The following is a 26309-nucleotide window of genomic DNA, read 5'->3' on the forward strand; positions in this document are numbered from 1 at the left end:
AACCCAGCATTAACAAAAAAGCCCTGCACTTTTTAATCAGTGCAGGGCTTTGGATTACGCTCAGCAAGCGTAGCTTCAATACCGGTTGGGCTCCATTTCCAGTTCGACATTGAAACGTTCACTAATGTCTTTCTGAATACGCTGCGCCAAGTCGAGCAACTGCAGGCCGGTCGCCGCGCCGTAGTTGACCAGCACCAGCGCCTGCAATTTATGCACGCCGGCATCGGCCTCACGAAACCCCTTCCAGCCGGCGCGTTCGATCAGCCAACCGGCGGCGAGTTTCATCTGCCCGTCCGGTTGGGCGTAGGCCACCAGATCCGGATGCTGCGCCTTGATCTGCGCGACCAGCGCTGCCGATACCAGCGGATTCTTGAAGAAGCTGCCGGCATTGCCGAGCACGGCCGGGTCTGGCAGTTTTTCGCTGCGGATGCTGCAGATTGCGCGGCTGACGTCAGTGGGCGTCGGTTGCTCGATGCCCTGTTCGGTCAGGCGCTGACGCACCGGGCCGTATTCCAGATGCAGATGCGCGACGCGGTCGAGCGTAAAACGCACGCGCAGAATCAGCCAACGCCCCGGTTGCTGCTTGAACACACTGTCACGGTAGGCGAAGTTGCATTCTTCCAGACTGAAATCGCGCAGTTCGCCCGTGTGGCGATCCAGCGCGGTGAGCCCGGCGAATACATCCTTGATCTCGACGCCGTAGGCACCGATGTTTTGCATCGGCGCAGCGCCAACCGTGCCAGGGATCAGGCTGAGATTTTCCAGTCCGGAATAACCCTGCGCCAACGTGTGCTGCACAAAGGGATGCCACGGCTCGCCCGCTTCGGCTTCAATCACCACGCGACTGCCGTCATCGCTGATCACGCGGATACCACGCGTGGCCATGCGCAGCACCAGCGCCTTAATGTCAGCGGTCAGCAGCAAGTTGCTGCCGCCACCGATTACCAGCAAAGGCACATCGTGAGACTCGGCATACGCCAGCGCTTCTCGGACATCGGCGTCGCAGTGGGCTTCGGCGAACAGCTGCGCGTGAACGTCCACGCCAAAACTGTTGAACGGTTTCAGGGAAACCCGGGGTTGCACCAGCAGACTCATAACCGGCCCTTCACTTCGATCAGCAGTTGGTCACAGGCCGCTTCGATCAGATCCAGCACCTGCTCGAAGCCCTGGTCCCCGTCGTAATACGGGTCCGGCACTTCATCGACGACACCGGCATAACGACGCAGGAACAGATCCAGTTCGGCCTTGCCCGTGGACGGTTGCAGCGCCTTGAGGTTGCGCAGGTTGCTGTTGTCCATGGCCAGGATCAAATCGTAACTGGCGAAATCGGCACGGCTGACCTGCTGCGCGCGTTGCGCCGACAAATCATAACCGCGCACCTTGGCCGCGGCCTGGCTGCGCCTGTCCGGCGAGTTGCCAACGTGCCAGTCACCGGTGCCGGCGGAGGCCACTTCGACCTGATCCGCCAGCCCCGCTTCACGCAGTTTGCGGCGCAACACGCCTTCGGCGGTGGGTGACCGGCAAATGTTGCCCAGGCACACGAACAAAACCCGCATCAGGCCTCCAGCAGGCGACGAACGCGCTCGAGGTCTTCGACTGTGTCAACGCCGGTTGGCGGCGCGATCAGTGCGTCGGCGACATGAATGCGCACGCCGTGCCACAGGGCACGCAGTTGCTCCAGCGATTCAGTGTTTTCCAGCCAGCACGGGCCCCAACTGACGAAGTCCTGGAGGAACCCGGCGCGGTAGGCATAAATGCCGATGTGGCGACGATAAGGCACGCCATCAGGCAACTGCTCGCGGCTCTTGGCAAACGCATCGCGGGCCCACGGCAAGGTTGCACGGCTGAAGGTCAGCGCCAAGCCATTAAGGTCGCTGACGACCTTGACCACGTTCGGGTTGAACAGGGTTTCCACGTCTTCGATCGGCTCGGCCAGCGTGGCCATGCGCGCTTCAGTGTGGGCCGCGAGGTTGGCGGCGACCTGATCGATCACGCTTGGCGGAATCAGCGGCTCGTCGCCCTGCACGTTGACCACGATCGCGTCAGACTCAAGGCCCAGTTTCGCCGCGACTTCGGCCAGACGATCGGTGCCGGAGTTGTGATCTTCACGGGTCAGCACCACTTCGGCGCCAAAGCTTTTGCAGGCCTCGACGATGCGCGGATCGTCGGTTGCCACTACCACACGAGTGGCGCTGCTTTTGCTCGCCTGTTCCCAGACGTGCTGGATCATCGGCTTGCCGGCAATGTCCAGCAGCGGTTTACCCGGCAGCCGGGTCGACGCGTAACGCGACGGGATGACAACGGTGAAGGCAGTGGTCATTTATCCAGACGCTCATCGGTGGTCAGGGTGCGGGCTTCACTTTCGAGCATTACCGGGATGCCGTCACGGATCGGATACGCCAGGCCGGCGCCCTTGCTGATCAGTTCGGTCTTGTCGGCGCTGAGCTTGAGCGGGCCTTTGCAGATAGGGCACGCGAGGATGTCGAGCAATTTGGTGTCCATGAACATTCCCTGGATAAAAGAGTTAAGGCAAAAGACGATCCGGCATCAGGCGTATCAGCTGTGTGTCGAACCAGGCCACGAAGGCCGGCGACGGCACGGCATCGACCGCCAGATACCACCAGTCGGCAGCCGCGAAGGCACGGCACTTCACCGCGTCCTTTTCAGTCATCACCAACGGCAATGACGGTGTGAAATTCAAGGCCTGCACGCTGTACTCGGCGTGGTCGGCAAACGCATGCGGGACTGGTCGCCAGTCTAGCGCTTCGAGGGTATTGAAGAAACGTTGCGGATTACCGATCCCGGCCACTGCATGCAGCGCCTGACCGCCCGAAAAATGATCGAGCGGCTTGCGTTCGCCACTGCGCAGATTGATCAGCGAGGTGGGTTGCAGGCGGAAAGCGAAACCGTCGTCGCGGTCCTCGGTGGCACCGTTGAACAGCACACCGTCAACGCTTTGCAGACGTTCGATCGGCTCGCGCAACGGACCTGCCGGCAAGCAGCGTTTATTGCCCAGGCCACGAGCGGCGTCGATCAGCACCAGTTCCAGATCCCGCGCCAGGCGGTAGTGCTGCATGCCATCGTCGGAGAGGATCAGATCCAGCGGTTCACTGGCGCACAAGGCTTTGACGGCGGCGCTGCGATTGGGGTCGATCATCAGCGGCACGCCGGTTCGTTGCACGATCAGCAATGGTTCGTCGCCAGCAATGTCGGCGCTCTGATCGGCCTCGACTCGCCAGGGCAACTGCGGCGGTTTGGCGCCGTAACCACGACTGACCACGCCGACGCGCAAACCGCTGCGGCGACAATGTTCGATCAACCAGAGGATCATCGGCGTCTTGCCGGTGCCGCCGACCGTGATGTTGCCCACCACAATCAATGGCACCGGCGGCTGATAGATTTCGCCTTCACCGTCGAGAAAACGCTGGCGCTTGCCGATGACGACGCGCCGATAAAGCATTTCCAGTGGCCGCAACAGCGTCAGGGCCGGGTGCCCCTGATACCACGCGGCAAGCAAACGATCGGACAGGCTCATCAGGATTTAGGCGCCGCCTCGACCGTGGTCATGCGCAGATGGCTGAAACCGAGCTTGCCGGCCGCGTCCATGGCGGTGATCACTGATTGATGCTGAGCCTTGCCATCGGCACTGATCGACAACGGCATGTTGGTATCGCCGTTGGATTCCTTCTGCATGGCTTCCATCAGCGTCGCCAGATCGTTTTTCGGCAGAATCTTGTTATTCACCGAAAACACGCCTTCGGCGCTGATGGCAATATCCAGTTGCTTGAGTTGCTGATCTTCGGCCGGCGAGCCGCTGACCGCTTCCGGCAGATCCACGCGCAATTGGGTTTCGCGAGTAAATGTGGTGGTCACGACGAAAAACAGCAGGAGGATGAACACCACGTCGATCAGCGACGCGAGGTTGATGTCTACGGTTTCCCGGGGCTTGCGACGGAATTTCACGCGCGGCCCTCAGCCAGGTCGACGTCACGGTCGCCCTGCACCACTTCAACCAGTTTGATCGCTTCCTGCTCCATGCCCACCACCAGCTCATCGATGCGGCGTTGCAGGAAACGGTGGAAGAACACGGCCGGAATACCGACCATCAGGCCCGCAGCCGTGGTGATCAGCGCTTTGGAGATACCACCGGCCAGAACCGAGGCGTTGGTGGTCATGCCAGAACCGGTGAACGCGCTGAAAATGTCGATCATGCCCAGCACGGTGCCGAGTAAACCCAGCAACGGTGCCATGGCGGCGATGGTGCCGAGTGCGTTGATGTAGCGCTCGAGCTCGTGAATGACCCGGGCAGCGGCCTCTTCGATGCACTCTTTCATGATCTCGCGACCATGCTTGGAGTTGGCCAGGCCTGCGGCGAGGATTTCCCCCAGCGGCGAATTGGCGCGCAACTCCTTGAGTTTTTCTTTATTGAGCTGCTTGTCCTTGATCCAGACCCAGACCTGGCCCAACAAGTGCTCGGGGGTGACGCGACTGGCGCGCAGGGTCCACAGGCGCTCGGCGACAATCGCCATGGCCGCGATGGAACTCAGAATGATCGGCAGCATCATCCAGCCGCCGGATTTGACCAATTCCCACACAGTGACAGTCCCCTCGAAAAAGTGCGCCACTTTACCATACCGGTTCGCGATTAAGACCCGCCGCTCCGACGACCGTGATGTCGCTTTCACGCTTGCCCCGCTCAATGGGAGGACAGCGGCGGTTCACGCCAGAAACGCGGGTACTGGCGCATTGTCCACGGTGGTTTGAACGCGCCCAGTTGCAGATGAATGGCACCTTGCTCGGCGCTGTCGTAGATACGCAGGCCCTGCTGTCGATAACGCGCCATGACAATCGGATGCGGATGGCCGAACGAGTTGCCCTGGCCACGGGATATCAAAACGGCATTGGGTTTCAGCGCTTTGAGCAATGCCATCGATGAAGAACTGCGGCTGCCGTGGTGCGGGGCTTGCAGCCATTGAGTGGCTACGTTCAGAGGGCTTTGCAGCAACACTCGTTCAGCGCGTGCATCAATATCGCCGGTCAGCAGCAGGCGCTCGCCATTGGCCTCGATCTGCAGCACGCAGGAGCGCTGATTGCTGTCGTGAGCGTCCGCCCATTGCCAGAGTTGAAAACTGACACCGTCCCACTGCCATTGCTGGCCACTTTCACACGCCTGCGCGTTGAGTTCGGCTGGCAGCCCCGGCGGATCGCCGCTGATGACTTGCTTCACCTGCAAACGGCGCGCAACGGCCAAAGCACCACCGGCATGATCGGCGTCGGCATGGCTGAGCAGCATCAGGTCCAGTGTCTCGACATTCAGTTTGCGCAGGGCCGGCAGGACAACACGCTCGCCAAGATCGAAATCGCGAAACCGCGGCCCGGCATCGTAGAGCAGCGCGTGATGACGAGTACGGATCAGAATCGCCAGGCCCTGGCCGACATCGAGTTGCCAGACATCGGCCAGTCCGGCGTCCAGCCGCTCCCGTGGCGGCACGACCAGAATCAACAATAATGGCCAGCCCAACGGACGCAGCGGTACGCCCCGCGGTAGCAACAACAGCACGGCACCGAGGCTGCCGATAGCCAACGCCCACGCGGGAAGCGACGGCGCAATCCACGCCGGCCACTGCCCGGCGATCAGCGCCAGGCCTTGGAACAGCCAGTCGATCAAACCACCCGCCAGCCACAACAACCCTTCGCCGACATACGGCACTGGCAACAACAGCGTCCCGAGCAATGCCGGGGGCAGCACCACCAGACTGACCCAAGGCACCGCCAGCAAATTCGCCAACGGCCCACTGAGGCTGATCGGCAGATTCAGCGCCAACAACACCGGGCACAGGCCGATCGCGATCAACCATTGCGCCCGCGTCCAGGTCTGCCACCAGCGCCATGCCCCGAGACGCCCGCCAAAGGTGAAGATCAGCACCGCCACCGCCGCGAAGGACAACCAGAAACCGGGGCGCAGACTGGCCAGCGGATCCAGCAACAGCACGCCATTGAACGCCAGCAACAGTGGCCACCAGGCGCCGAGATGGCGAAAGCGCAGACGCCACAACAGTACCAGCCCGACCATCACGCAGGCCCGTCGCACCGGCACATCAAATCCGGCGAGTAACCCGTAACCGAGTGCCGCGGCGAAGGCCAGGCCACAGGCCCAAGGCAGCCACGGCCACCGCAGCGGCCACAGACCATATCGGGCCAGCCCGGCGACCAGCAAGTACATCACCGCCGCCAGCATGCCGATGTGCTGGCCGGAAATCACCAGCAAATGCACGGTGCCGGTGTCTTGCAGAGTCTGCCAATCCTCGCGACTCAGGCCCGAGCCATCGCCGAGCACCAGCGCCGCCAGCGCCCCTCCCCGGCCCTGCGTGTCGACCGCCAGCAAGCGCTGACGAATGCTGTCGCGCCACGCCCATCGCGCCTCGCCAAGGCGCTGACCCTCCTTGACCGTGCCCGTTGCGCCAATGCGTTGGGCGAGTAGCCAGGCTTCGTAATCAAAGGCGTCCGGATTTAGTAACCCGCCCGGGCGCTTGAGCTTGACCGCCAGGCGCCAGCGCTCGCCGCTGTTGACCGGCGGCCCGGCGTACCAGGCCAGGCGCATCAGTGACGGCAGTTTGCCGTGGCGCGAATGGGCGTTCGCCAATTCGAAACGAACCACGCCGTCGCTGTTTTGCGGCAACCCGACCACGCGCCCTTCGAGCCAACGGGTCTCGCCATCCAGCGCCACCGGCAAGCGATCCTGCAACGCCCAATGCGCGCTGACGCAAGCCCAGGTGAAACCAAAAAGCAGAAAAGCCAATGGATAGCTGCGAAACGGCAGCAGCATCAAAGCCACGACCGCCAGCAACACCATCAACCAGACCGGCGGTAAGGCCGGCACAAATATCGGAGCAAGCAAACCGACTGCCAGCGCCATCATCCCTGTGCGCATAAGCCCGTCCTTGAGAGTCCCGAACTTAGGCATAGCGGGTATTTGGCACGACCGCCGTCAACAATTGTCACAAAGTCTGAATGGGCCGTTCATGGAATCCAGACATACTTGCCGCCTTAACCGACCGAGAAGCCTTATGCCCCGGCGCTTATTCAAACGTTACATGCCCGACCCGACGAGCATCAGGGAACACAAATCCTTACGCTTTCTCGGCAAGTTGCTGCATGACCCAAACCTCTGGCACCTCAATCGCCACTCGGTGGCCCGAGGGATGGCGGTTGGGCTGTTCGCCGCTTTCCTGCCGATTCCCGCTCAGATGCTGGTCGCCGCGGCACTGGCAGTCGTGGTTCGGGGCAACATGCCGATTGCCGTCAGCCTGGTGTGGCTGACCAATCCGATCACCATGCCGGCGGTGTTTTTCTGCACCTATCAGACCGGCGCCTGGTTGATGGACGTGCCGGCGCGGCACTTGCCGGATGAGCTGACCTGGGAATGGATCAGCGGTGAACTGTCGACGCTGTGGCAACCGTTTTTGCTGGGCTCGGTCGTGGTCGGACTGGTGCTTGGCGTCATCGCCTATTTCGGCGTGATGATGTACTGGCGCTGGTGGGTGTCCCGGCAATGGGCGCGGCGCAAGAAAAAACGCATGTCCTGAATGCAAAACGGCCTCCGCAATGGAGGCCGTTTTTTGTGTTGCCTGAACTGACAACAATCCCACTGTAGGAGCTGTCGAAGGCTGCGATCTTTTGATCTTGCCTTTAAAAACCAGATCAAAAGATCGCAGCCTTCGGCAGCTCCTACATGTGCGTATTAAGTACGCATCCCGCGCCCACTCACCAGCAACCGCGCACAGCCGATATACAACACCACCGTCGCCACCAACATGAACGTGATCGCGATGCCGATGCGGATATCCGACACTCCCAGAATGCCGTAACGAAACGCATTGACCATATGCAACACCGGGTTAGCCATCGACACTGTCTGCCAGAACGGCGGCAGCAGAGTGATCGAGTAGAACACGCCACCCAGATACGTCAGGGGTGTCAGCACGAAGGTCGGGATGATCGAAATATCATCGAAGTTGCGCGCAAACACGGCGTTGATGAAGCCCAGCAGCGAGAAAATCGTCGCCGTCAGCACCACCACCAGAATGGTCACACCCAGGTGATGCACCTGCAAATCAGTAAAGAACAGCGACAGGATAGTCACGATCACCCCGACCATCAAACCGCGCAGCACGCCGCCGCAGGTGTAGCCGATCAGGATCGTGTGCGGTGATACCGGCGATACCATCAGCTCTTCAATCGAGCGCTGGAATTTGCTGCCGAAGAAGCTCGAGACCACGTTGCCATAGGAGTTGGTGATCACCGACATCATGATCAGCCCCGGCACGATGTACTCCATGTAAGTGAAGCCGCCCATCTCGCCGATCTGCCGACCGATCAGGTTGCCGAAGATCACGAAGTACAAAACCATGGTGATCGCCGGCGGCAGCAGCGTCTGCGGCCAGATCCGCGTGAAGCGTTTGACCTCGCGGTAAACGATGGTCTGGAGGGCGACGAGGTTTGGACGTAACTCGGAACTCATACCGCCACCTTCGACAGATTTTTCTCCACCAGGGACACGAACAACTCCTCGAGGCGATTGGTTTTGTTGCGCAGGCTCAGCACTTCGATGTTCTGCAACGCCAATTGGCCGAACAGCGCGGTAACGCCCATCGATTTGTCGACCTGGACTTCCAGCGTGTGCGCATCCACCAGACGAGCCGGATACCCGACCAGTTGCGGTGCGGCAGCCAGATCACCCTTGAGGTCGAGCAGGAAGGTTTCCACATGCAACTGACCGAGCAGCTGACGCATGCTGGTGTTCTCGACAATGGTGCCGTGGTCGATGATGCCGATGTTGCGGCACAGTTGCTCGGCCTCTTCCAGATAGTGCGTGGTGAGAATGATGGTGATGCCTTTCTCATTCAGTTCGGTGAGGAACGTCCACATCGAACGGCGCAGCTCGATGTCGACCCCGGCAGTCGGTTCGTCAAGGATCAGCAGACGCGGCTCATGCACCAGCGCGCGGGCAATCATCAGCCGCCGCTTCATGCCGCCGGACAGCGAACGCGACGGCACATCGCGCTTGTCCCACAGACCGAGCTGGGTCAGGTACTGCTCGGCGCGTTCCTTGGCGATCTTCGCAGGAATGCCGTAGTAACCGGCCTGGGTCACGACGATGTCGAAAGTCTTTTCGAACTGGTTGAAGTTGAATTCCTGGGGCACCACGCCAATCGAGCGCTTGAGCTGCGCAGGATTCTTGTCCAGGTCATGACCGAAGATATTCACCGTGCCGCTGGTCTTGTTCACCAGGGTCGAAAGAATGCCGATGGTCGTGGATTTGCCAGCACCGTTAGGGCCGAGCAAGGCGAAAAAGTCACCTTCGGCGACGTCCAGATCGATACCACTCAAGGCCTGGAACCCGTTGCCGTAGGTTTTGGTTAGCTGCCGGATGGACAGAGCGGAACTCATATCTGATTTACGCACCATGGTGAAGGGAAGAAAGACTGAATAAGGGCACGCGACGGCGAATTCAACCGCGGCGCAAGAGCGCAATGGTGCGTGCCGCCGCCGCACAAGTACAGTCAAGTGTGTCGATAGTAGGTATTAAGTCAACGCGGTCATAACTGCTTTGCGGTACGCCGGACGCTGCTTCAGGCGCTCGTACCAGGCTTGCAGATGAGGCTGCGGCGCGCGCTCGATGGGCATCTCGAACCAGGCATAAATGAAACTGCCGAGCGGGATATCGCCCATGCCGATTTCGTCACCGGACAAGTAAGCCTGGTCGGCGAGGGCCTGATCGGCCATGGCCAGCAACTCGGTGCATTCCTTGATTGCGGCGCGAATGGCTGGCCAGTCCTGCTGCTCGGCCGGGGTGCGCACCACGCCCCAGAACACGGTGCGGAAGGGGCCGGCAAAACTCGAAGTGGTCCAGTCCATCCACTTGTCGGCGACAGCGCGGGCTCGCGGATCGGCGGAGTACCACGCGCTGTTCGGTGCATGTTTTGCCAGCAGATAACGGACGATGACGTTGGATTCCCACAACACGAAGCCGTCATCCTCAATCACCGGCACCCGACCATTCGGGTTCATCGCCCGATACTCGGGCGTGTCGACGACGCCAAATGCGCCACCGGCATCAATCGCCTCGTAAGCCAGGCCCAATTCCTCGGCAGCCCACAGTGGCTTCCTGACATTCGATGAGTTTTTCCGTCCCCAGATCTTCAGCATGACCGCCTCTTTGCACATGAGTGGGCAGGCAGCATACGCCGGATCAGAGACGGCTTACATCACTGTGCATGTCACCCAACAGTTGCGGCTGATGATCGCCGAACAGGTGCGGATAGCATTTTTCCAGGTGTTCGAAGAAGAAGGTTTCCGGCACATCAGTGAACTGGCCATGATCGACCAGATACTCCATCAGTTGCGCGCCGTCACGGTTGAACGGGTGGAAAACACTGTCGTTGATACCGTCGAATTCCAGCGGTGCGACGTTGAACATCTCGCAGAGTTGCTGGTTGAACGCCGGGGTCGCCTTGACCCAGCGACCGTCGAGAAACAGCTCCGTGTAGCCGTGCATGGCGAACACATCGCTTTTCAGCAATTCAAGCAAACGCGGGGTCGACAGGTGATTTCTGACATCGGCCAGCCCGATACGCGCAGGAATACCGCAATGGCGTGCGCAACCGGCAAGCAGCGTGGCTTTCGGCACGCAATAGCTCTCCCCCGCTGCCAGCGCATAGCTGCCGCACAAAGTTTGCGGGTCACGGCTGAAGGTGTAGGGGTTGTAACGCACTGCCTCGCGCACGGCGTAAGAAAGGCTGATCGCCTGCTCACGCGGATCGCGGCTGGCACCACGATGTCGTTCGGCGAACTCCACCACCGCCGGGTGGTCACTATCGATGAAGCGGCCGGGACTCAGATACTCGCGCATGACGACAGATCTCCTGGGTGAGCCTCGAGTCTAGCGACAGCTCAAGCACAGAGATAACGACGTTTCGGCCAAACTTGGACGCAAAGGCGCGGAATAAGCGAACGATTTCCCACACGTGTTGCCCACCGAACCTACGAAAACCATCCGGGGTTTCCCACGATTTCAATCACCTTGCTCTGACCACCCGGTTTCGCAGATGCCGTCTAAGCTGTGGAGGGTCGATTTGCCTTGGTTCACGGAGGACTGAAATATGCTGTTGTTGTGGATACTGGTTTTGATCATTGGTGTGGCGTACCTCGCCCACCGGCGCATCGCCCCGCTGCCCGCGCTGGGCATCGTTGCCGTCTACCTTTTGGCAATGGGGATTTTCGGCCACGCGCCAGGCTTGCTGCTGCTGGTGCTCTGGGTCGTATTGGCGGTAGTCGCCGCGCCCTTGCTGTTGCCCGATCTGCGCCGCAAGCATTTCAGCGCGCCGCTGTTCAACTGGTTCCAGAAAACCCTGCCGCCGATGTCGCAGACCGAACGCGACGCGATCGATGCTGGCACCGTGTGGTGGGATGGCGAGCTGTTCAGTGGTCGTCCGGACTGGGACAAATTGCTGGCCTATCCCAAGGTTCAATTGAGCGAAGAAGAACAGGCGTTCATTGATGGCCCGACCGAAGAACTCTGCGCAATGGTCACGGACTGGCAGATCGGCCAGTCGATGGACTTGCCGCCAGAAGCCTGGACGCACATCAAGCAACACGGCTTCTTCGCCCTGATCATTCCCAAGGAATTCGGCGGCAAAGGCTTTTCGGCTTATGCCCACTCGCAAGTGGCCATGAAACTCGCCACGCGCAGCGGCGACCTCGCTTCCACCGTGATGGTGCCCAACTCCCTCGGCCCGGCCGAATTGCTGCTGCATTACGGTACCGACGAACAACGTAATCACTATCTGCCAAGGCTGGCCCGTGGCGACGACATCCCGTGCTTCGCCCTCACCGGACCACTGGCCGGTTCCGACGCCGGCGCGATGCCCGACACCGGGATCATCTGCAAAGGCCAATGGGAAGGCGAGGAAGTTCTCGGTCTGCGCCTGAACTGGGAAAAGCGCTACATCACCCTCGGCCCGGTAGCCACCCTGCTCGGCCTCGCGTTCAAGGCTTATGACCCGGATCACATGCTGGGCGACAAGACCGACCTCGGTATCAGCCTGGCGCTGATTCCGACCGATACAGCCGGCGTGGAAATCGGTCGTCGTCACCTGCCACTTGGCGCCGCGTTCATGAACGGGCCGAACTCGGGCAAAGATGTGTTCATCCCGCTGGACTTCCTCATCGGCGGTCAGGAAATGCTCGGCAAAGGCTGGATGATGCTGATGAACTGCCTGTCGGTCGGCCGTTCTATTTCGCTGCCGGCAGTGGGCACCGGCGCAGCCAAGTTCACCAGCCTGGTAACCGGCCAGTACGCGCAGATTCGTGAGCAATTCAACGTGCCGCTGTCGGCATTCGAAGGTATTCAGGAAGCGCTGGCGCGCATCGGCGGTAACGCGTGGATGATGGACGCCGCGCGGATGCTCACCGCCAACGCTGTGGATCTGGGCGAGAAACCCTCGGTGCTGTCAGCGATCCTCAAGTATCACCTCACTGAACGCGGTCGCGAATGCATCAGCCACGCCATGGATGTACACGGCGGCAAGGCGATCATCATGGGCCCGAACAATTACCTGGGACGCAGCTGGAACGGTGCACCGATCTTCATCACTGTGGAAGGCGCGAACATTCTCTCGCGCAACCTGATGATCTTCGGCCAGGGTGCGATTCGCTGCCATCCGTTCGTGCTCAAGGAAATGGCTCTTGCCGGTCGCGAGGACAAGGATCAGGCACTGAAAGAATTCGATGGCCTGCTGCTCAAACACATCGGCTTCGCCGTGAGCAATGCCGCCAGTACGCTGGTGCTGAACCTCGGTTTCGGTCATTTCGAAAAGGCACCGGGCGACAAGATCAGTCAGGGCTACTTCCGTGCACTCAATCGTCAGGCGGCTGCGTTCGCCATGCTCGCCGACTTCAGCATGATGCTGCTGGGCGGCGAACTGAAACGTCGCGAACGCCTGTCGGCACGTCTGGGTGATGTATTGAGCAATCTGTATCTGGCTTCCGCTGCGCTCAAGCGTTATCACGATCTGGATTCGCCGGCCTACATGGAGCCGTTGTTCAGATGGGCCATGGAAGAAAGCCTCGGCCAGTCGGAACGAGCGCTGGATGAACTGCTGAGCAACTTCCCGAACAAGGTCTTCGGCTGCCTGTTGCGCGTGATCGTGTTCCCGTTCGGTCGTCGTCATAAAGGCCCGTCGGACAAACTCGGTGCCGAAGTGGCAGGTGTCATCGGCCGCGCCAAAGGTGATCCGGCGCTGGAAGAACTGCTTGCCGGCTGCTATCGCCCGCAATCGGCGGACGATGCTGTCGGTGTGCTGCAACACGCCAGCGATCTGCTGAATGCCGCGCAGCCACTGCACAAAAAACTGCACACTTCGTTGAAAAGCGGCCAGGTCAAACCGGTGGCGGGCGAACACGCCATTGATGCGGCGCTGGAAGCAGGTGTGTTGCAACCGCTTGAAGCGCAGAGCCTGCGCGATGCCGAAGCAGCACGGCGCAAGGTGATCGATGTCGATGACTTCGACAAAGAGGAACTGGAGCTGGCGGAGGGCAAAGTGCGCTGATCGCCGCAACCGCCTGACCGTTACCCGTGAAAAAAGGGCGCAGGAGCTTTATACTCCTGCGCCCGTTTTGCTCTTGAGGACTTATCTCGTGTCCAACGTCGTTGCCGATCATCTTGTGTTACTCGACCATCTGCGCAGTATTCTGGTCGCCGTAGGTGAGGCCGAACAGGTTCCCGAAGAAAGCCATGCCTTGTTCCTGGAGCGCTTCGACGAATTGCTCGCGTCACTGCCGATCGAACCGATCGAAAGCCAATACCTGGGGCAGGACATCCTGACTCAAGTGATCAGCCGTTATCCGCAAATTGCCCACCTGATCCCGCGCGATCTGCTGTGGTTCTTTGCTGGCGATTGCCTGCACTACCTGTCCGATGAAGAGATCGACATGTATCAGGCTCTGGAAGAACGTCGCTTCGAGGCTGAACAGAACGATGAGCCGTTCGACTGGAATCAGGAAAAACAGCTGATGGCGATGTCCGCTCAGGACAGCAAGCACTGATTTTTATCTGCTGAAGATCAAAAGATCGCAGCCTTCGGCAGCTCCTACAGGAGAATACGTTCCCATGTAGGAGCTGCCGAAGGCTGCGATCTTTTGCTTTTACGCTACAACAACCCCTCGCTTTCCGGTAACTCATACGCCATCGCTGCGTTAACCACCCCACCCGGCTTCCCCGGCTTGCTCAAGGTCGGCTCTTTCTCCAGACACTCCACCAGATAGTCGATAAACACCCGCAACTTCGGCGGCAGGTAGCGCGTTGGCGAATGCAGCAACCACAGCCCACCATGGTATGAAGCCAGGAACGCCCAGTCTGGCAGCACCTGCACCACCAACTTCTGCTCCAGCGCATAGCGCGCGGTGAAATACGGCAGGCTGCCTATACCGATGTGCTGTAACACCGCACCCAAGCGCACGCCGGTGTGATTGGCGGCATAGCGACCGCGCACCCCCACCGTTACTGCTTTGGTGCCCTTCTTGAATTTCCAGCGCGCGTCACTCGGGGTTTCTCCCAGATAAATGCAGCTGTGATTGAGCAAATCGTGGGGATGCGTTGGCGTACCGTGCTCGGCCAGGTATTGCGGGGAAGCGCAGAGCAAATGATCGATGGTCAGCAGTTGCCGCCCGACCAGCCCGGCCGGTGGCCGATCCGTGATGCGGATCGCCAGATCGACATGATCGTCAATCAGATCGACCTGCCGGTCTTCCAGCAACAACTCGACATCGACCTTGGGGTAACGCCGCAGAAACTCGGGCATGTGCGGATGAATCACGAAACGCCCCACCGCCTTCGGCACACTGACGCGTATCAGGCCCTCGGCTTCATGGGTGAACTGGCCGCTGATCTCCATCACCGATTTGGCGGCGCTGACCATCTCCTGACAACGCTTGAACACCTCTTCCCCGCCGTCACTCAGCCGCAATTTGCGCGTAGTGCGCTGCAACAGCCGCGTAGCCAACGCCTTTTCCAGCCGAGAAATGCTGCGACTGACCGCCGACGGAGATGAACCGAGCTGGCGCGCGGCCTCAGAAAAGCTGCCGGTCTCCACGACCTTGACGAAAATCGCCATTTCGCCGAGCAGTGGTAGCGGTAGATTGATGCTCACAGCGCACAAGTCCTTTGATGTTTGAACGGATTATCACGTTATTGCACGATTCATATAATAAAAATAGAAACTTTAATCAGGGCATGGAATATGACGCTTCGCCTCTTTTTCCATAGTGATGACCTCAAGGCCAATGTGGAAGTCCTCGACTGCACGCCCCAAGAGAACGAATTCGCAGTAGTGCTGCGCGCCACTTTGTTTCATCCGCAAGGTGGCGGCCAGCCATGTGACACCGGCTGGATTGGCGAGAGTCTGGTGCTGCGCGTGGTGCAGGAACCGGATCGAATCATCCACTTCGTCGACCGACCGGTACCGCTCGGTATGACCTGCATCCGGGTCGACGAACAGCGCCGTGGCTTTAATACCCGCATGCATTCGGCCGGCCATTTGATCGGGCATTTCGTTCAGGCTCTGGGCTGGACGCCGATCAAGGCACACCACTGGCCAGACGAAGGACGCGTGCAATTCAAGCCGGGCGATGCCGCGCAGGAGGTCGACGCGCAATCCGTTCAACTCGGTATCGATCAATGGGTCGAACACGATCTGCCACGCTTGACGTCACTGCGCGAAGGCGCGCGGGAAATCGGTTTTGGTGAGCTGCCAGCCTATGGCTGCGGCGGCACCCACGTACGTAGCCTGAAGGATCTGGGCACAGTCACGATCGCGTCCCTTTCACAGAAGAAAGGCACGTTGTCCGTCCACTACAGCGTGGATTGAGCATTTCGGCCGCTGCCCTGCGCAGTGGCCGGCGCGGGGGAACCGCACGCGCGGATTCCGTTGACTATCGATAGATGGACCTAAAGAAAATGATGCTAGACGTCGAGCGTCTCGATGAGACGTGCATAAAAAAACTGGCCAACGAAGAAGTCCTCGCCATCCGCCTCAGAGGCTTTTTGCCCGAGCCGCTGGCGATCCGGATTGGCGACAAGATTCTTGCGCCCGGCTTTGAGGGCTACATCAACGCACCGAGTATCGGCCGCATCGGCATGGCGTTTTATGAAGCGGAAAACCAGCCGCTACTGATCGAGGATTATTTCGAGCGGGCCACCAGCAACATCGCCGAACTGCGTCAGCGCTGTGCGCCCTACTCTTCGCCGGTCGACACGCTGCGCTGCATGCTCGACGAATCCTGGCCCGCCGGCGCACATCTGGAAAACCTCTACGGACGCAAAATGTATGTCGGCCTTTCGCGCGTGGTGAAACCCGGCGTGTGCTTCCTGGCCCACCACGACATTTTCGCCAAGGACGCGCCGGAGAGTTTTCAGGCCCGCAGCCTCGAGGCGCAATTCGCCTGCAACGTATACCTGAACATGCCGACCGAGGGCGGCGCGTTGCAAATGTGGGATGACGACATTACGCCGGATCAATTCGACGAAATGCGCGGCGAAAGTTACGGCATCGATCCGGCACTGCTCGGCCCGCCCACCCTCGAAGTGCGACCCGAGCCCGGCGATTTCATCATGTTCAATTCGCGCTGTATGCACTCGGTAACGCCGGGCGTGGCCGATCCGCGCTTGAGCCTTTCCTTCTTTGTCGGCTACCGCGGCAATGCTTCACCCCTGACTTTCTGGAGCTGAGATGTTATCGAACTACCTGGGCGAGTTTCTGGCGCTGGCCACCATTCACTTTCTGGCCGTGGTCGCTCCCGGACCGGATTTCGCGGTCACCATTCGCCAGAGTGTGCGTTTTGGCCGACTGGTGGGAATTTGCACGGCACTGGGTATCGGCGCAGGCATTTCCGTACATGTGCTGTACACCTTGCTGGGCGTCGGCGCATTGATGCACACCACCCCGTGGCTGTTGACGGTCGCCAAGGTGATTGGCGGTGCCTACATTTTGTATCTGGGTGTCAGCCTGCTGCGCAGCAAGCCGAAATCGACACTCGAGGGTGACAAAATCGTCGATGAGCCCGTCGCCGAACAAACGCTGTTCAAAGCCTTCAGTACCGGTTTTCTGACTAATGCCACCAACCCCAAAGCCACGCTGTTCTTCCTCGCGATATTCACCACCATCATCAGCGCCAGCACACCGCTGGAGATTCAAGCGCTTTACGGTGTGTGGATGTGTTTTGTGAATGCGCTGTGGTTCGTGATCGTCGCGCTGTTTTTCTCAAGCAACAAAGTGCGGTTGTTGTTCATGCGCATGGGGCACTGGTTCGAACGCACCATGGGTGTCGTGCTGATTCTGTTTGCCGGTCGACTGATGCTGTCCTGGTAATTCGCCCACGCAACGCAAAAGGCCCACCGACTTTCATCGATGGGCCTTTTTTGTCTGCGTGATACTTGGGAAGAAGAATCCATAAAACGCGCATACAAAAACGCCGCTCATCACTGAGCGGCGTTTTTGTGAAATTGGAGCGGGAAACGAGACTCGAACTCGCGACCCCGACCTTGGCAAGGTCGTGCTCTACCAACTGAGCTATTCCCGCAAATGGCGTCCCCTAGGGGACTCGAACCCCTGTTACCGCCGTGAAAGGGCGGTGTCCTAGGCCACTAGACGAAGGGGACACGCTACCCGGAACACATGGTGTGTGTTTCGGTGTCCAGATCCGCATCCGAAGACTTGGTTCTGGTTTCACTCAGCCCCGCCCGAAAGCAGTGCTGTTTAAAAATGGAGCGGGAAACGAGACTCGAACTCGCGACCCCGACCTTGGCAAGGTCGTGCTCTACCAACTGAGCTATTCCCGCATTGGCGTCCCCTAGGGGACTCGAACCCCTGTTACCGCCGTGAAAGGGCGGTGTCCTAGGCCACTAGACGAAGGGGACACACTACAACATTCACTCCCTACCGCGTTTCGCTGTGTGCTTTACGCTGTAAGTGGCGCGCATTCTATGGATGGATTGGAGGGTCGTCAACCCCCTGATATAAATTTATTTAAATCAATGACTTCGACCTGCTTTCAGGCACCGTTCCGGCTTTTCCTTCGCCCGACGATTGACGCCTATATTCCGGCAGTCGCCAAGACGTTATAGTCACCGCACAGTGATGGCAATCTGCATATCATGCGCCAGCATTCATATAAGTGGTGCATGGCCGATACAGATAGAACCCACTGCGCCAACTCGTCGAACGGCGCTAGGCGCATAAATGCCCAACCACTACACTCGCATGCGAACCCTATAAAGAGGTCTTACCGGTGACACCACTCATGATCACCCTGCTAGTAGTAGCCGGGATCGCAATTCTGATCGCCATTGGCTACATGAACCATGTGGTGGAAAACAACAAACTGGAAAAGGCCCGCACCAAAGTCGAACTCAACGACCGCCTGCGCCGTTGCGGCGAACTGACCGAGACCTTCCCCGGCCAGTTCATGACCCCGGCCCTCAAGCTGTTGCTGACCCGCCTGGAACTCAACGTCTGCCAGCGCCTGCTGAACCTTGAGAAAACCAGCGCCGCCACCAAAGCCCGCATCACCGAACTGAACGCACTGGTAGCCCAAGGCGAATCGATCCCGGTCAACAATCCACCGGCGCCGATCCTGACCGAAGCCAAAGCCAAAGACGTACGCTTCCTCCTCGAAGCCCTGCACGGCCAGATCACCCGCGCCGCCCATGACGGCTTCCTGCCACCGAACGAAGCCAAACACTGGATCCGAGAAGTCCGCCACATTCTGGTACTGCTGCACATCGAGTTCTTCAACAACCTCGGCCAGCAGTCCCTGCAACAAAACCAACCCGGCCAGGCCCGCCTCGCCTTCGAACGCGGCGTGCAATACCTGCGCAAACAGCAAGACCCGCAGATGTATGCCGAACAACTGCAGTACCTGGAAAAACTGCTGGCTCGCGCCAACGCCCAGGTCATGGACAAAATCGCCCCGGTCGAAGGTGAAGAAAACCAACTGACTGCAGGGCTCAAGGATGCTGAAGCAGATGCGGACTGGAAGAAAAAAGTCATCTACGACTGATCGCTGATGCTGAAAGAGAAGCCACCGAGAGGTGGCTTTTTTGTGGGCTGATGTTGGTGTTTCATTTGCACAAGCAAGGTGAATGACAGGTCGCCATCGCGAGCAGGCTCACTCCTACAGTTTGGGATGGATGCATTCAACCAGGGATTGGCCAGCTCACACAAAGAGCAACAGCAAAATCAAAAGATCGCAGCCTTCGGCAGCTCCTACAGGGAGTCCCCACTACAAGCAAAACAGCAAGCAGCACCACCGCGGCGCAGCCGCCCCACTCAACAGAATGAGCGTTAGCTCGACTGCAGCTCTTGATCTTGATTCACCTGCCCCGTCGGCAGGCTGAGAGGAGGGATTCATCCGGGGGGCAGGCGCGCAGCGCCGTTCGACGAAGTCGAACACATCGAAAGGAGGTGCAGCGCAGCAAACCGGAAGCGATGCGCCCGGATGGATCCCGGAGCGAAGGAACCCCGAGCCCCAGCGAGCGGGCCGAACGTTGGGGCAAAGCCTTTTGGGTTACCTTTTCGGCGTTTGGAAAAGGTGACCCGCCGTAAGGGCGGAACCCTATGCCGCCATCACAAAAAAAACGGATATTCACCCCAACCCCCACAACATGGTCGGCCCAAAGGCCGCCAAGTCAAAAGCGTCAAAGCCGAAAATGCCCAACCATCCCCCGCAACTCACTCCCCAACTGCGCCAGCTCAATACTCGAAGCCGCATTCCCACGCATCGCAATCGACGACTGATCCGCACTCGCGCGAATACTCGTCACACTGCGATTGATCTCCTCCGCCACCGAACTCTGCTCCTCCGCCGCCGCCGCAATCTGCTGATTCATCTGCTGAATCAACGAAACCGCCGCTGCAATACTCCCCAACGCACTCTCAGTCTGCAACGCATCACTCACCGCCAGCTTCACCAACTCACCGCTACTCTGAATCTGCTGCACCGACGAATGCGCCGCCGAGCGCAATGCACTGACCAGCCGCTCAATCTCTTCGGTCGATTGCTGCGTGCGTCGAGCCAAGGCGCGAACCTCATCGGCCACCACCGCAAAGCCCCTGCCCTGCTCCCCGGCCCGTGCTGCCTCGATCGCCGCATTCAATGCCAACAGATTGGTCTGCTCAGCAACGCTTTTGATCACACCCAGCACCGTCCCGATATTCTGGATTTCGGCACTGAGACTCTCGATGCTTGAGCTCGCCGAATTCGCCGAATCCGCCAGCTGCTCGATCCGCGCCATGCTCTGGCGTACCACCTGCTGACCACTCTCGACCTTGCCGTCCGCCGTCTGCGCCGCCAACGCCGCTTCTTCAGCGTTGCGCGCGACATCGTGGACGGTGGCGGTCATCTGGTTCATGGCGGTGGCCACCTGTTCGGTTTCTTCCTTCTGACTGCTGACCTCAAGATTGGTCTGCTCGGTGACGGCCGACAGCGACTGCGCGGAACTGGCCAATTGTTCGATACCGGCCTGCAACCCACTGACAATCGTGCTCAATCCCGCGCCCATCTGCTGCATCGCCAACATCAGTTGGCCAATCTCGTCACGGCGAGTGACTTCCACGGTCGCACTCAAATCACCGGCCGCAATGCGCTGCGCGACATTGATCACACTGCGCAACGGCGCGACGATCAGCCGAGTAATCAGCCACGCCGCAATCAAACCGACCAACAGCGCCAGTGCCGAAGAACCCACAATCAACAGCGAGTTCTTTTTCAGCTCGGCCTGCATGGCGGCATCTTCGGCAACGTAAGCCTGATCCACCCGTTCCACCACTTGTGCCGCGCGCTGATGCAATTGCTCGTAGACAGTCTTTTCCTGTGCGAGCAATCCGGTGTACTCGGCCAGTTTGTCGTTGAAACCGGCGATGTGCCCCGAGACTTCATTGAGCACCGTCAGATACCCATCGTCCTTGACCGAGGACTTCAGCGCCTCTGCCTGGCTCTGGGCTTGCGCGGCCTGTTCGATATTGCCCTTGCCACCACTGTCATCGCCCTTTCGACTCTGATCCAGGCGAACCCGCGCCTCATTCATCGCTTGCAGCATCAGCCTCGACACCTGGCTGATCTGACTGGCCTGCTCGATGAACTGCGCACCGTCCTTGCCTTCGGTGTCCTTCAGGGTATAGGCACCGTCATCCGCCAGCCCGGCCTGCAACACGTCGAGGTTGTTGGCCACGCTTGAGACTGACCAACTGGCCATTTCCAGCGCCAGATCCTTGGCCTGGGTCAACGAGACAAACTCGTCGAACGCCTTGCGATAGGCGCCCAACGACTGCTCGACATCCGCCATTACCGTGACGTTGGCAGGCGATTGCGCCTTGAGCTCGTTGGCCAGGGCAATCAAGCCATCCACGCCCTCACGCAAGGCATCGGCCGTTTTCGGATTACCGCGCAAGGCATACTCCTGCTCGAGCAATCGAACCTTGAGCAGGCCGCTATTGAGCGAGGACATCTGTTTCAGCCCGTCAAATCGGTGGCTGATGGTTTGCAGGGACCAGACGCCAATCGCGGCCACCAGAGCGGTCAGCAGCAAAACCAGCACAAACCCGATACCCAGTTTTTTCGCCATACCGAGGTTGGCAAAACGTCCTTGCACGGCCGAAATCATTGCGCGTAGTCCCCTGCCAAAGTCAGTTGACGAAGAGTCGCAATGGCCATGAACGAGCACAAGTCTCTGGCATCGGAATAATGGCAAAAAGCTACGCCTGCGTCGTTTTCAGAACACTTGAGGTCGATCCGAACCGGTATTGCGAAAAAACTGTCGAGCCCGCGGATCACAGGCGTAAGCGACGTTGATGCGATGCCAGTCGCCTCCCTCGCCACTTGGGCTGAAGGCATCCGGGGCGGACAGCAAAACACCGCAACGCTGAGCCTGTGCGCGCACTCGCGCCTGATCCGCCACCCGCGCACGTGCCCAGATGAACAAGCCGCCAGTCGGTTTGCCGAACACTTCCCAGTCGGCGTCTTCCAGTGCCTGCAACGCCGCGGCGCGATCGGCATTCAAACGCTGCCGCTGGCGCTGCACCAGTTTGCGATAAGCACCGGTAGCCATCAGGTTGGCCAGCACCGCCTCGGAAAACCTTGAGGCCCCTAGACCACTGATCATCTTGACCTGGGCAAGCCGCGCAACAATCTCGCTGTCGGCGAGAACAAATCCGACCCTTATCGAACTGCTGAGTGTCTTGGAAAAACTGCCGACGTAAATCACTCGCCCTTCATCGTCCAGCGCGGCCAGTCGAGTACCGTTGCCAGTGTGCAGATCGGCGTAGACATCGTCTTCGATCACGCGCAAATCGTAAGTCTTGCTCAATTGCACGATGCGCTGCGCCACCGCCGGCGTCAGGCAACTGCCAGTGGGGTTCTGGTGATGGCTGTTGATGAACAATGCACTGGGCTGAAACTGGCGCAGCAACGCCTCGAGCGCGACCGTATCCGGCCCGCTCGGTGTGCGGTGCACTTCAAGCATCCGTACCCCGTGCAGCCGCAACAGGTCGAACAACGGCGCGTAACCGGGGGTTTCGACCACCACACAGTCGCCGGCCTTGAACAAGGTTCGAACGATCAGATCCAGCGCGTGACTGGCGCCGCACGTGCTAAGCAACTGCGTGCTGCGGGCCTCGACCCCGAACAGTCTCAGGCGTTTGACGATCTGCTCACGCAATGCCGCAAGGCCCAGCGGCGTGCTGTAGTTGAACAGGCTGGCCATGTCGGTGCGCGCCACCTCTCGCAGCGCATAGCTGAGATCGTCAGGCTCGCGCCAGCTCTGCGGCAAACCGCCGCCGCCAAGCTTCAGACCACTCGCGGCCCCACACACCGCATCACACCAGACAAGCCGGCTCTCGAAGGGTACGGACTCATCCTCTGCGCCCGTCGTCGACGGCGACGCTGCCACGATAAACCCCGCACCTTGGCGGGTGGTCAGGACGCCCTGCGAAACCAGCCGTTCGCACGCCTCGACGACACACGACTGGCTGAGCAGATTACCCCGGGCGATTTGCCGGATCGAGGGCAAACGGGTGTCTGGCGGTACCCCGCTTTGCAGGATCCACTCAGTCAGCCCGTCAACAATCTGCTGTACGACGGGCACCATTGCCTGTCGGTCAATTCTCAATTCCATGAGCAAGCAAACTCCTGTCCGTTTTGCTGGCGGCAGTTAATCACAGCCACGCCGCACAGGCTGTGCGACAACGCCCTCAAAAGCGACTGTTCTAATCATTTGATACACATTGTTTAGTGGTTTAAGTGAAGTGAACACGGCGCATAAAAAAACCCGCACGAATGCGGGTTTTTTCAACAGTGTGATTCAGAACGCGGTAACGCCACCATCCACGGCCAACGAATGACCGGTGGTGAACGCCGCGCCGTCGCTGCACAGATACAACACCGCACTGGCGATCTCCTCGACCTTGCCGATGCGCCCCACCGGATGCATGGCGTTGGCGAACTCGCCTTTCTTCGGATCGGCCTCATAGGCACGACGGAACATGTCGGTGTCGATGACTGCCGGACACACCGCGTTGACGCGAATTTTCTTCTTCGCGTACTCGATGGCCGCCGACTTGGTCAGACCGATCACCGCGTGTTTCGACGCCGCATAAATGCTCATCTTCGGCGCCGCCCCCAGGCCCGCCACCGAGGCGGTGTTGACGATCGCCCCACCGCCCTGAGCCAGCAACAGCGGCAATTGATATTTCATGCACAGCCAGACGCCTTTGACATTGACGCCCATGATCGCGTCGAACTCGTCCATCGAACCGTCGGCCAGTTTGCCCTTCTCGATTTCGATTCCGGCATTGTTGAAGGCATAGTCGAGACGGCCGTAGGTATTAATCACCTCGTCCATCAGATTTTTCACTTCGCTTTCGACGGTAACGTTGCAACGCACGAAGGTCGCTTCGCCGCCGGCTGTACGAATAAGCGCGACAGTGCCCTCCCCTCCGGCAGTATCCAGATCGGCCACCACCACTTTCAGACCTTCGGCGGCGAATGCCTGGGCCGTTGCGCGGCCAATGCCGTTGGCGGCTCCCGTGACTACGGCAACCTGACCGGAAAACGTCATGCTCATTGTTATGTCCTCGAACGGATAGATGCGGGGCGGTTTAGACATGCAGCGCAATTGCAGCATAGCGACAAGGGTTTGCCGGACGTCAGCACTATCAGAAGGCTGTCTATGTGCCCATGCGTCGCAGTGATAAATCCATGCCTATGACTATCACTGCATTGGATCGGCGTGCATTCGCCGCATCAGCCAACCTTGCGACATCCCCCATGAAGGTCTATCAACAAGGCTTCATTCAACTTGAGTGCCTGTCATGACTTCCCAGACCAATCGCCAGTTCCTGCTCGCCAAACGCCCGGTGGGTGCCGCCACCCGCGAGACCTTCACCTATCAGGAAGTGCCGGTCGGGGAGCCTGCGGCAGGACAGATTCTGGTCAAGAACGAATACCTGTCCCTCGACCCGGCCATGCGCGGCTGGATGAATGAAGGCAAGTCCTACATTCCGCCGGTCGGTATCGGCGAAGTCATGCGCGCCTTGGGCGTAGGGAAAGTCGTCGCATCGAACAACCCGGGGTTTGCAGTCGGGGACTACGTCAACGGCGCCCTTGGCGTGCAGGATTACTTCCTCGGCGAGCCCAGAGGTTTCTACAAAGTCGATCCGAAACTGGCGCCCCTGCCGGTTTATCTGTCTGCGCTGGGCATGACCGGCATGACCGCTTACTTCGCCCTGCTCGATGTCGGCGCACCGAAGGCCGGCGACACCGTGGTGCTTTCCGGCGCGGCCGGTGCGGTGGGCAGCATTGCCGGACAGATCGCCAAGATCAAAGGTTGCCGCGTGGTCGGCATTGCTGGCGGTGCCGACAAGTGCAAATTCCTTATTGATGAATTGGGCTTTGACGGCGCCATCGACTACAAGAGCGAAGACGTGGTTGCAGGGCTTAAACGTGAATGCCCGAAAGGCGTCGATGTTTATTTCGATAACGTCGGCGGCGATATTCTCGACGCGGTGTTGAGCCGTCTGAACATGAAGGCGCGAGTGGTGATCTGCGGTGCGATCAGCCAATACAACAACAAAGAGGCGGTGAAAGGCCCGGCCAACTACCTGTCGCTGCTGGTCAATCGTGCGCGGATGGAAGGTTTTGTGGTGATGGACCATGCCGCACAATTTGCTGCCGCCGGACAGGAAATGGCCGGGTGGATGGCCAAGGGCGAACTCAAGAGCAAGGAAGATATTGTCGAGGGGCTGGAGACGTTCCCGGAGACGCTGATGAAATTGTTCAGCGGTGAGAATTTCGGCAAGTTGGTGTTGAAGGTTTAAAACAAACCCATTGTAGGAGTGAGCCTGCTCGCGATTGCGGTGGATCAGTCAACTTTGATGTCGACTGACACTACCTCATCGCGAGCAGGCTCACTCCTACAGTTTAATTTTCAGTGTCTGATCAGGCGATTTCGGCGACGACGGAGGCCAACGCCTGCGCCGGATCAGCCGCCTGGCTGATCGGACGGCCGATCACCAGGTAATCGGAGCCTGCATCCAGCGCCTGACGCGGGGTCAGAATGCGCCGTTGATCGTCCTGCGCACTGCCCGCCGGGCGAATCCCCGGGGTCACCAGTTGCAGCGACGGATGCGCGGTTTTCAGCGCTTGGGCTTCCAGTGCCGAGCACACCAGACCATCCATCCCGGCTTTCTCGGCCAGTGCTGCCAGGCGCAGAACCTGCTCTTGCGGCTCGATATCCAGACCAATACCCGCCAGGTCTTCGCGTTCCATGCTGGTCAGCACGGTTACGCCGATCAGCAACGGCTGCGGGCCGCTGCGCTTGTCCAGCACTTCACGGCAGGCTGCCATCATGCGCATACCGCCGGAGCAGTGAACGTTGACCATCCAGACGCCCATCTCGGCAGCCGCTTTCACGGCCATCGCAGTGGTGTTGGGGATATCGTGGAATTTCAGATCAAGGAATACTTCAAAGCCCTTGTCCCGCAGAGTGCCGACGATTTCAGCGGCGCAACTGGTGAACAGTTCCTTGCCCACTTTGACCCGGCACAGTTTCGGGTCTAACTGATCGGCCAGCTTCAGTGCGGCGTCACGGGTGGGAAAATCCAGGGCGACGATGATAGGAGTCTGGCAGACGGACATTGGAAGGGCTCTCAGGCAGGTCGAAATCGGCGCGCATTGTAGCGGAACCGGCGGCGGCGCGG

At 59.5% G+C, this 26309-nt stretch carries 25 protein-coding genes, 4 tRNA genes and 1 pseudogene; 8 read left to right on the forward strand and 22 right to left on the reverse strand.

Annotated elements, in window-relative coordinates; translation table 11 throughout:
* Positions 1-75: 75 nt before the first annotated feature.
* From murB to ACA061_RS19435, 8 genes are all read right to left on the reverse strand, one after another.
* The gene (gene murB, locus ACA061_RS19400; RefSeq protein ID WP_497299863.1) at positions 76-1095 is read right to left on the reverse strand and encodes a UDP-N-acetylmuramate dehydrogenase; all 1020 of its coding nucleotides are present in this window, start codon (positions 1093-1095) and stop codon (positions 76-78) included.
* Entirely contained in the window at positions 1092-1556 is a 465-nt protein-coding gene (locus ACA061_RS19405; RefSeq protein ID WP_497299864.1) for a low molecular weight protein-tyrosine-phosphatase, read from the reverse strand. The genes murB and ACA061_RS19405 overlap by 4 nt, the downstream gene beginning before the upstream one ends.
* Complete coding sequence (gene kdsB, locus ACA061_RS19410; protein ID WP_497299865.1) at positions 1556-2320, reverse strand: 3-deoxy-manno-octulosonate cytidylyltransferase; 765 nt, start codon at positions 2318-2320, stop codon at positions 1556-1558. The genes ACA061_RS19405 and kdsB overlap by 1 nt, the downstream gene beginning before the upstream one ends.
* Positions 2317-2502 (reverse strand): Trm112 family protein, encoded by a 186-nt coding sequence (locus tag ACA061_RS19415; RefSeq protein WP_003174668.1) that lies wholly within the window; start codon positions 2500-2502, stop codon positions 2317-2319. Before ACA061_RS19415 ends, kdsB begins: the two co-directional genes overlap by 4 nt.
* A 22-nt stretch (positions 2503-2524) precedes the next feature.
* Positions 2525-3535: a tetraacyldisaccharide 4'-kinase gene (lpxK, locus tag ACA061_RS19420; RefSeq protein WP_497299866.1), complete on the reverse strand. Its 1011-nt coding sequence runs from the start codon at positions 3533-3535 to the stop codon at positions 2525-2527.
* Positions 3535-3963: a flagellar polar localization protein PocB gene (gene pocB / locus ACA061_RS19425; protein WP_150605215.1), complete on the reverse strand. Its 429-nt coding sequence runs from the start codon at positions 3961-3963 to the stop codon at positions 3535-3537. The genes lpxK and pocB overlap by 1 nt, the downstream gene beginning before the upstream one ends.
* Positions 3960-4595 carry a flagellar polar localization protein PocA gene (gene pocA / locus ACA061_RS19430; RefSeq protein WP_042560451.1) on the reverse strand — a complete coding sequence of 212 codons (636 nt, stop codon included), beginning with the start codon at positions 4593-4595 and terminating at the stop codon, positions 3960-3962. The genes pocB and pocA overlap by 4 nt, the downstream gene beginning before the upstream one ends.
* 101 nt (positions 4596-4696) lie before the next feature.
* Complete coding sequence (locus ACA061_RS19435) at positions 4697-6931, reverse strand: DNA internalization-related competence protein ComEC/Rec2 (RefSeq protein WP_497299868.1); 2235 nt, start codon at positions 6929-6931, stop codon at positions 4697-4699.
* A 136-nt stretch (positions 6932-7067) separates the two neighbouring features.
* On the opposite strand from ACA061_RS19435, the gene ACA061_RS19440 reads away from it, so the two are divergent.
* Complete coding sequence (locus ACA061_RS19440) at positions 7068-7586, forward strand: DUF2062 domain-containing protein (protein ID WP_497299869.1); 519 nt, start codon at positions 7068-7070, stop codon at positions 7584-7586.
* 155 nt (positions 7587-7741) lie between these two features.
* On the opposite strand, the gene ACA061_RS19445 is transcribed toward ACA061_RS19440, so the two are convergent.
* The 4 genes from ACA061_RS19445 to ACA061_RS19460 form a co-directional block, all read right to left on the reverse strand.
* A complete protein-coding gene (locus tag ACA061_RS19445) occupies positions 7742-8521 on the reverse strand; it encodes an ABC transporter permease (protein ID WP_150605213.1) in 780 nt (259 codons plus the stop codon).
* Positions 8518-9450 (reverse strand): ABC transporter ATP-binding protein, encoded by a 933-nt coding sequence (locus ACA061_RS19450; RefSeq protein ID WP_497299870.1) that lies wholly within the window; start codon positions 9448-9450, stop codon positions 8518-8520. Before ACA061_RS19450 ends, ACA061_RS19445 begins: the two co-directional genes overlap by 4 nt.
* A gap of 135 nt (positions 9451-9585) precedes the next feature.
* The gene (locus ACA061_RS19455) at positions 9586-10209 is read right to left on the reverse strand and encodes a glutathione S-transferase family protein (RefSeq protein ID WP_210554037.1); all 624 of its coding nucleotides are present in this window, start codon (positions 10207-10209) and stop codon (positions 9586-9588) included.
* A gap of 43 nt (positions 10210-10252) precedes the next feature.
* Positions 10253-10912, reverse strand: a complete 660-nt coding sequence (locus ACA061_RS19460) for a transglutaminase-like domain-containing protein (RefSeq protein ID WP_497299871.1) — start codon at positions 10910-10912, stop codon at positions 10253-10255.
* A 250-nt stretch (positions 10913-11162) separates the two neighbouring features.
* Here ACA061_RS19460 and ACA061_RS19465 point away from each other — a divergent pair, with 250 nt between their 5' ends.
* Positions 11163-13610 carry an acyl-CoA dehydrogenase gene (locus tag ACA061_RS19465; RefSeq protein ID WP_497299872.1) on the forward strand — a complete coding sequence of 816 codons (2448 nt, stop codon included), beginning with the start codon at positions 11163-11165 and terminating at the stop codon, positions 13608-13610.
* 88 nt (positions 13611-13698) lie between these two features.
* On the forward strand, positions 13699-14106 hold the full coding sequence (locus ACA061_RS19470) for a PA2817 family protein (protein ID WP_150605208.1): 408 nt from the start codon (positions 13699-13701) through the stop codon (positions 14104-14106).
* Positions 14107-14210: 104 nt separating this feature from the next.
* Here ACA061_RS19470 and ACA061_RS19475 read toward each other — a convergent pair whose 3' ends face one another.
* Positions 14211-15209: a LysR family transcriptional regulator gene (locus ACA061_RS19475; RefSeq protein WP_210700364.1), complete on the reverse strand. Its 999-nt coding sequence runs from the start codon at positions 15207-15209 to the stop codon at positions 14211-14213.
* A gap of 90 nt (positions 15210-15299) precedes the next feature.
* Between ACA061_RS19475 and ACA061_RS19480 the strand changes: the two genes are divergently transcribed.
* From ACA061_RS19480 to ACA061_RS19490, 3 genes are all read left to right on the forward strand, one after another.
* Complete coding sequence (locus ACA061_RS19480; protein WP_150605206.1) at positions 15300-15926, forward strand: alanyl-tRNA editing protein; 627 nt, start codon at positions 15300-15302, stop codon at positions 15924-15926.
* 89 nt (positions 15927-16015) lie between these two features.
* Positions 16016-16786: a 2OG-Fe(II) oxygenase gene (locus ACA061_RS19485; RefSeq protein ID WP_150616035.1), complete on the forward strand. Its 771-nt coding sequence runs from the start codon at positions 16016-16018 to the stop codon at positions 16784-16786.
* A 1-nt stretch (position 16787) separates the two neighbouring features.
* Complete coding sequence (locus tag ACA061_RS19490) at positions 16788-17426, forward strand: LysE family translocator (protein ID WP_497299873.1); 639 nt, start codon at positions 16788-16790, stop codon at positions 17424-17426.
* Between the two features lie 135 nt (positions 17427-17561).
* On the opposite strand, the gene ACA061_RS19495 is transcribed toward ACA061_RS19490, so the two are convergent.
* The 4 genes from ACA061_RS19495 to ACA061_RS19510 all read right to left on the reverse strand — a co-directional run bounded on the left by ACA061_RS19495 (position 17562) and on the right by ACA061_RS19510 (position 17974).
* Positions 17562-17637: transfer RNA gene (locus ACA061_RS19495), tRNA-Gly, on the reverse strand.
* 3 nt (positions 17638-17640) lie between these two features.
* Positions 17641-17716: transfer RNA gene (locus tag ACA061_RS19500), tRNA-Glu, on the reverse strand.
* Positions 17717-17820: 104 nt separating this feature from the next.
* Positions 17821-17896, reverse strand: a tRNA-Gly gene (locus tag ACA061_RS19505).
* Positions 17897-17898: 2 nt separating this feature from the next.
* A tRNA-Glu gene (locus ACA061_RS19510) sits at positions 17899-17974 on the reverse strand.
* A 383-nt stretch (positions 17975-18357) separates the two neighbouring features.
* Between ACA061_RS19510 and ACA061_RS19515 the strand changes: the two genes are divergently transcribed.
* Complete coding sequence (locus ACA061_RS19515) at positions 18358-19116, forward strand: hypothetical protein (protein WP_191626510.1); 759 nt, start codon at positions 18358-18360, stop codon at positions 19114-19116.
* Between the two features lie 637 nt (positions 19117-19753).
* On the opposite strand, the gene ACA061_RS19520 is transcribed toward ACA061_RS19515, so the two are convergent.
* The 4 genes and pseudogenes from ACA061_RS19520 to ACA061_RS19535 all read right to left on the reverse strand — a co-directional run bounded on the left by ACA061_RS19520 (position 19754) and on the right by ACA061_RS19535 (position 24175).
* The gene (locus ACA061_RS19520) at positions 19754-20635 is read right to left on the reverse strand and encodes a methyl-accepting chemotaxis protein (RefSeq protein WP_412071367.1); all 882 of its coding nucleotides are present in this window, start codon (positions 20633-20635) and stop codon (positions 19754-19756) included.
* Positions 20615-21718: pseudogene (locus ACA061_RS19525) on the reverse strand (HAMP domain-containing protein); the annotation flags it as partial. The pseudogene ACA061_RS19525 and the gene ACA061_RS19520, both read right to left, overlap by 21 nt.
* A 108-nt stretch (positions 21719-21826) precedes the next feature.
* Positions 21827-23227, reverse strand: a complete 1401-nt coding sequence (locus ACA061_RS19530; protein WP_497299874.1) for an aminotransferase-like domain-containing protein — start codon at positions 23225-23227, stop codon at positions 21827-21829.
* 186 nt (positions 23228-23413) lie between these two features.
* Positions 23414-24175: an SDR family oxidoreductase gene (locus ACA061_RS19535; protein WP_150593011.1), complete on the reverse strand. Its 762-nt coding sequence runs from the start codon at positions 24173-24175 to the stop codon at positions 23414-23416.
* Between the two features lie 247 nt (positions 24176-24422).
* Between ACA061_RS19535 and ACA061_RS19540 the strand changes: the two genes are divergently transcribed.
* On the forward strand, positions 24423-25427 hold the full coding sequence (locus ACA061_RS19540) for an NADP-dependent oxidoreductase (protein WP_150605200.1): 1005 nt from the start codon (positions 24423-24425) through the stop codon (positions 25425-25427).
* Between the two features lie 121 nt (positions 25428-25548).
* On the opposite strand, the gene pyrF is transcribed toward ACA061_RS19540, so the two are convergent.
* Positions 25549-26247 (reverse strand): orotidine-5'-phosphate decarboxylase, encoded by a 699-nt coding sequence (gene pyrF / locus ACA061_RS19545; RefSeq protein WP_042560469.1) that lies wholly within the window; start codon positions 26245-26247, stop codon positions 25549-25551.
* Positions 26248-26309 lie beyond the last annotated feature (62 nt).

This window comes from Pseudomonas sp. LBUM1668, from assembly GCF_059695715.1.

Bases quoted from the DNA above. Each gene is read 5' to 3' on its own strand.
- ACA061_RS19445 (WP_150605213.1), bottom strand. From the start codon at position 8,521: ATGAGTTCCGAGTTACGTCCAAACCTCGTCGCCCTCCAGACCATCGTT.
- ACA061_RS19460 (WP_497299871.1), bottom strand. From the start codon at position 10,912: ATGCGCGAGTATCTGAGTCCCGGCCGCTTCATCGATAGTGACCACCCG.
- ACA061_RS19490 (WP_497299873.1), top strand. From the start codon at position 16,788: ATGTTATCGAACTACCTGGGCGAGTTTCTGGCGCTGGCCACCATTCAC.
- ACA061_RS19520 (WP_412071367.1), bottom strand. From the start codon at position 20,635: ATGTTGGCGATGCAGCAGATGGGCGCGGGATTGAGCACGATTGTCAGT.
- ACA061_RS19480 (WP_150605206.1), top strand. From the start codon at position 15,300: ATGACGCTTCGCCTCTTTTTCCATAGTGATGACCTCAAGGCCAATGTG.
- ACA061_RS19540 (WP_150605200.1), top strand. From the start codon at position 24,423: ATGACTTCCCAGACCAATCGCCAGTTCCTGCTCGCCAAACGCCCGGTG.
- ACA061_RS19530 (WP_497299874.1), bottom strand. From the start codon at position 23,227: ATGGAATTGAGAATTGACCGACAGGCAATGGTGCCCGTCGTACAGCAG.
- ACA061_RS19515 (WP_191626510.1), top strand. From the start codon at position 18,358: ATGATCACCCTGCTAGTAGTAGCCGGGATCGCAATTCTGATCGCCATT.
- ACA061_RS19435 (WP_497299868.1), bottom strand. From the start codon at position 6,931: ATGCGCACAGGGATGATGGCGCTGGCAGTCGGTTTGCTTGCTCCGATA.
- ACA061_RS19535 (WP_150593011.1), bottom strand. From the start codon at position 24,175: ATGAGCATGACGTTTTCCGGTCAGGTTGCCGTAGTCACGGGAGCCGCC.
- lpxK (WP_497299866.1), bottom strand. From the start codon at position 3,535: ATGAGCCTGTCCGATCGTTTGCTTGCCGCGTGGTATCAGGGGCACCCG.
- ACA061_RS19415 (WP_003174668.1), bottom strand. From the start codon at position 2,502: ATGGACACCAAATTGCTCGACATCCTCGCGTGCCCTATCTGCAAAGGC.
- ACA061_RS19485 (WP_150616035.1), top strand. From the start codon at position 16,016: ATGATGCTAGACGTCGAGCGTCTCGATGAGACGTGCATAAAAAAACTG.
- ACA061_RS19440 (WP_497299869.1), top strand. From the start codon at position 7,068: ATGCCCCGGCGCTTATTCAAACGTTACATGCCCGACCCGACGAGCATC.
- ACA061_RS19465 (WP_497299872.1), top strand. From the start codon at position 11,163: ATGCTGTTGTTGTGGATACTGGTTTTGATCATTGGTGTGGCGTACCTC.
- kdsB (WP_497299865.1), bottom strand. From the start codon at position 2,320: ATGACCACTGCCTTCACCGTTGTCATCCCGTCGCGTTACGCGTCGACC.
- pyrF (WP_042560469.1), bottom strand. From the start codon at position 26,247: ATGTCCGTCTGCCAGACTCCTATCATCGTCGCCCTGGATTTTCCCACC.
- ACA061_RS19455 (WP_210554037.1), bottom strand. From the start codon at position 10,209: ATGCTGAAGATCTGGGGACGGAAAAACTCATCGAATGTCAGGAAGCCA.
- murB (WP_497299863.1), bottom strand. From the start codon at position 1,095: ATGAGTCTGCTGGTGCAACCCCGGGTTTCCCTGAAACCGTTCAACAGT.
- ACA061_RS19450 (WP_497299870.1), bottom strand. From the start codon at position 9,450: ATGAGTTCCGCTCTGTCCATCCGGCAGCTAACCAAAACCTACGGCAAC.
- ACA061_RS19405 (WP_497299864.1), bottom strand. From the start codon at position 1,556: ATGCGGGTTTTGTTCGTGTGCCTGGGCAACATTTGCCGGTCACCCACC.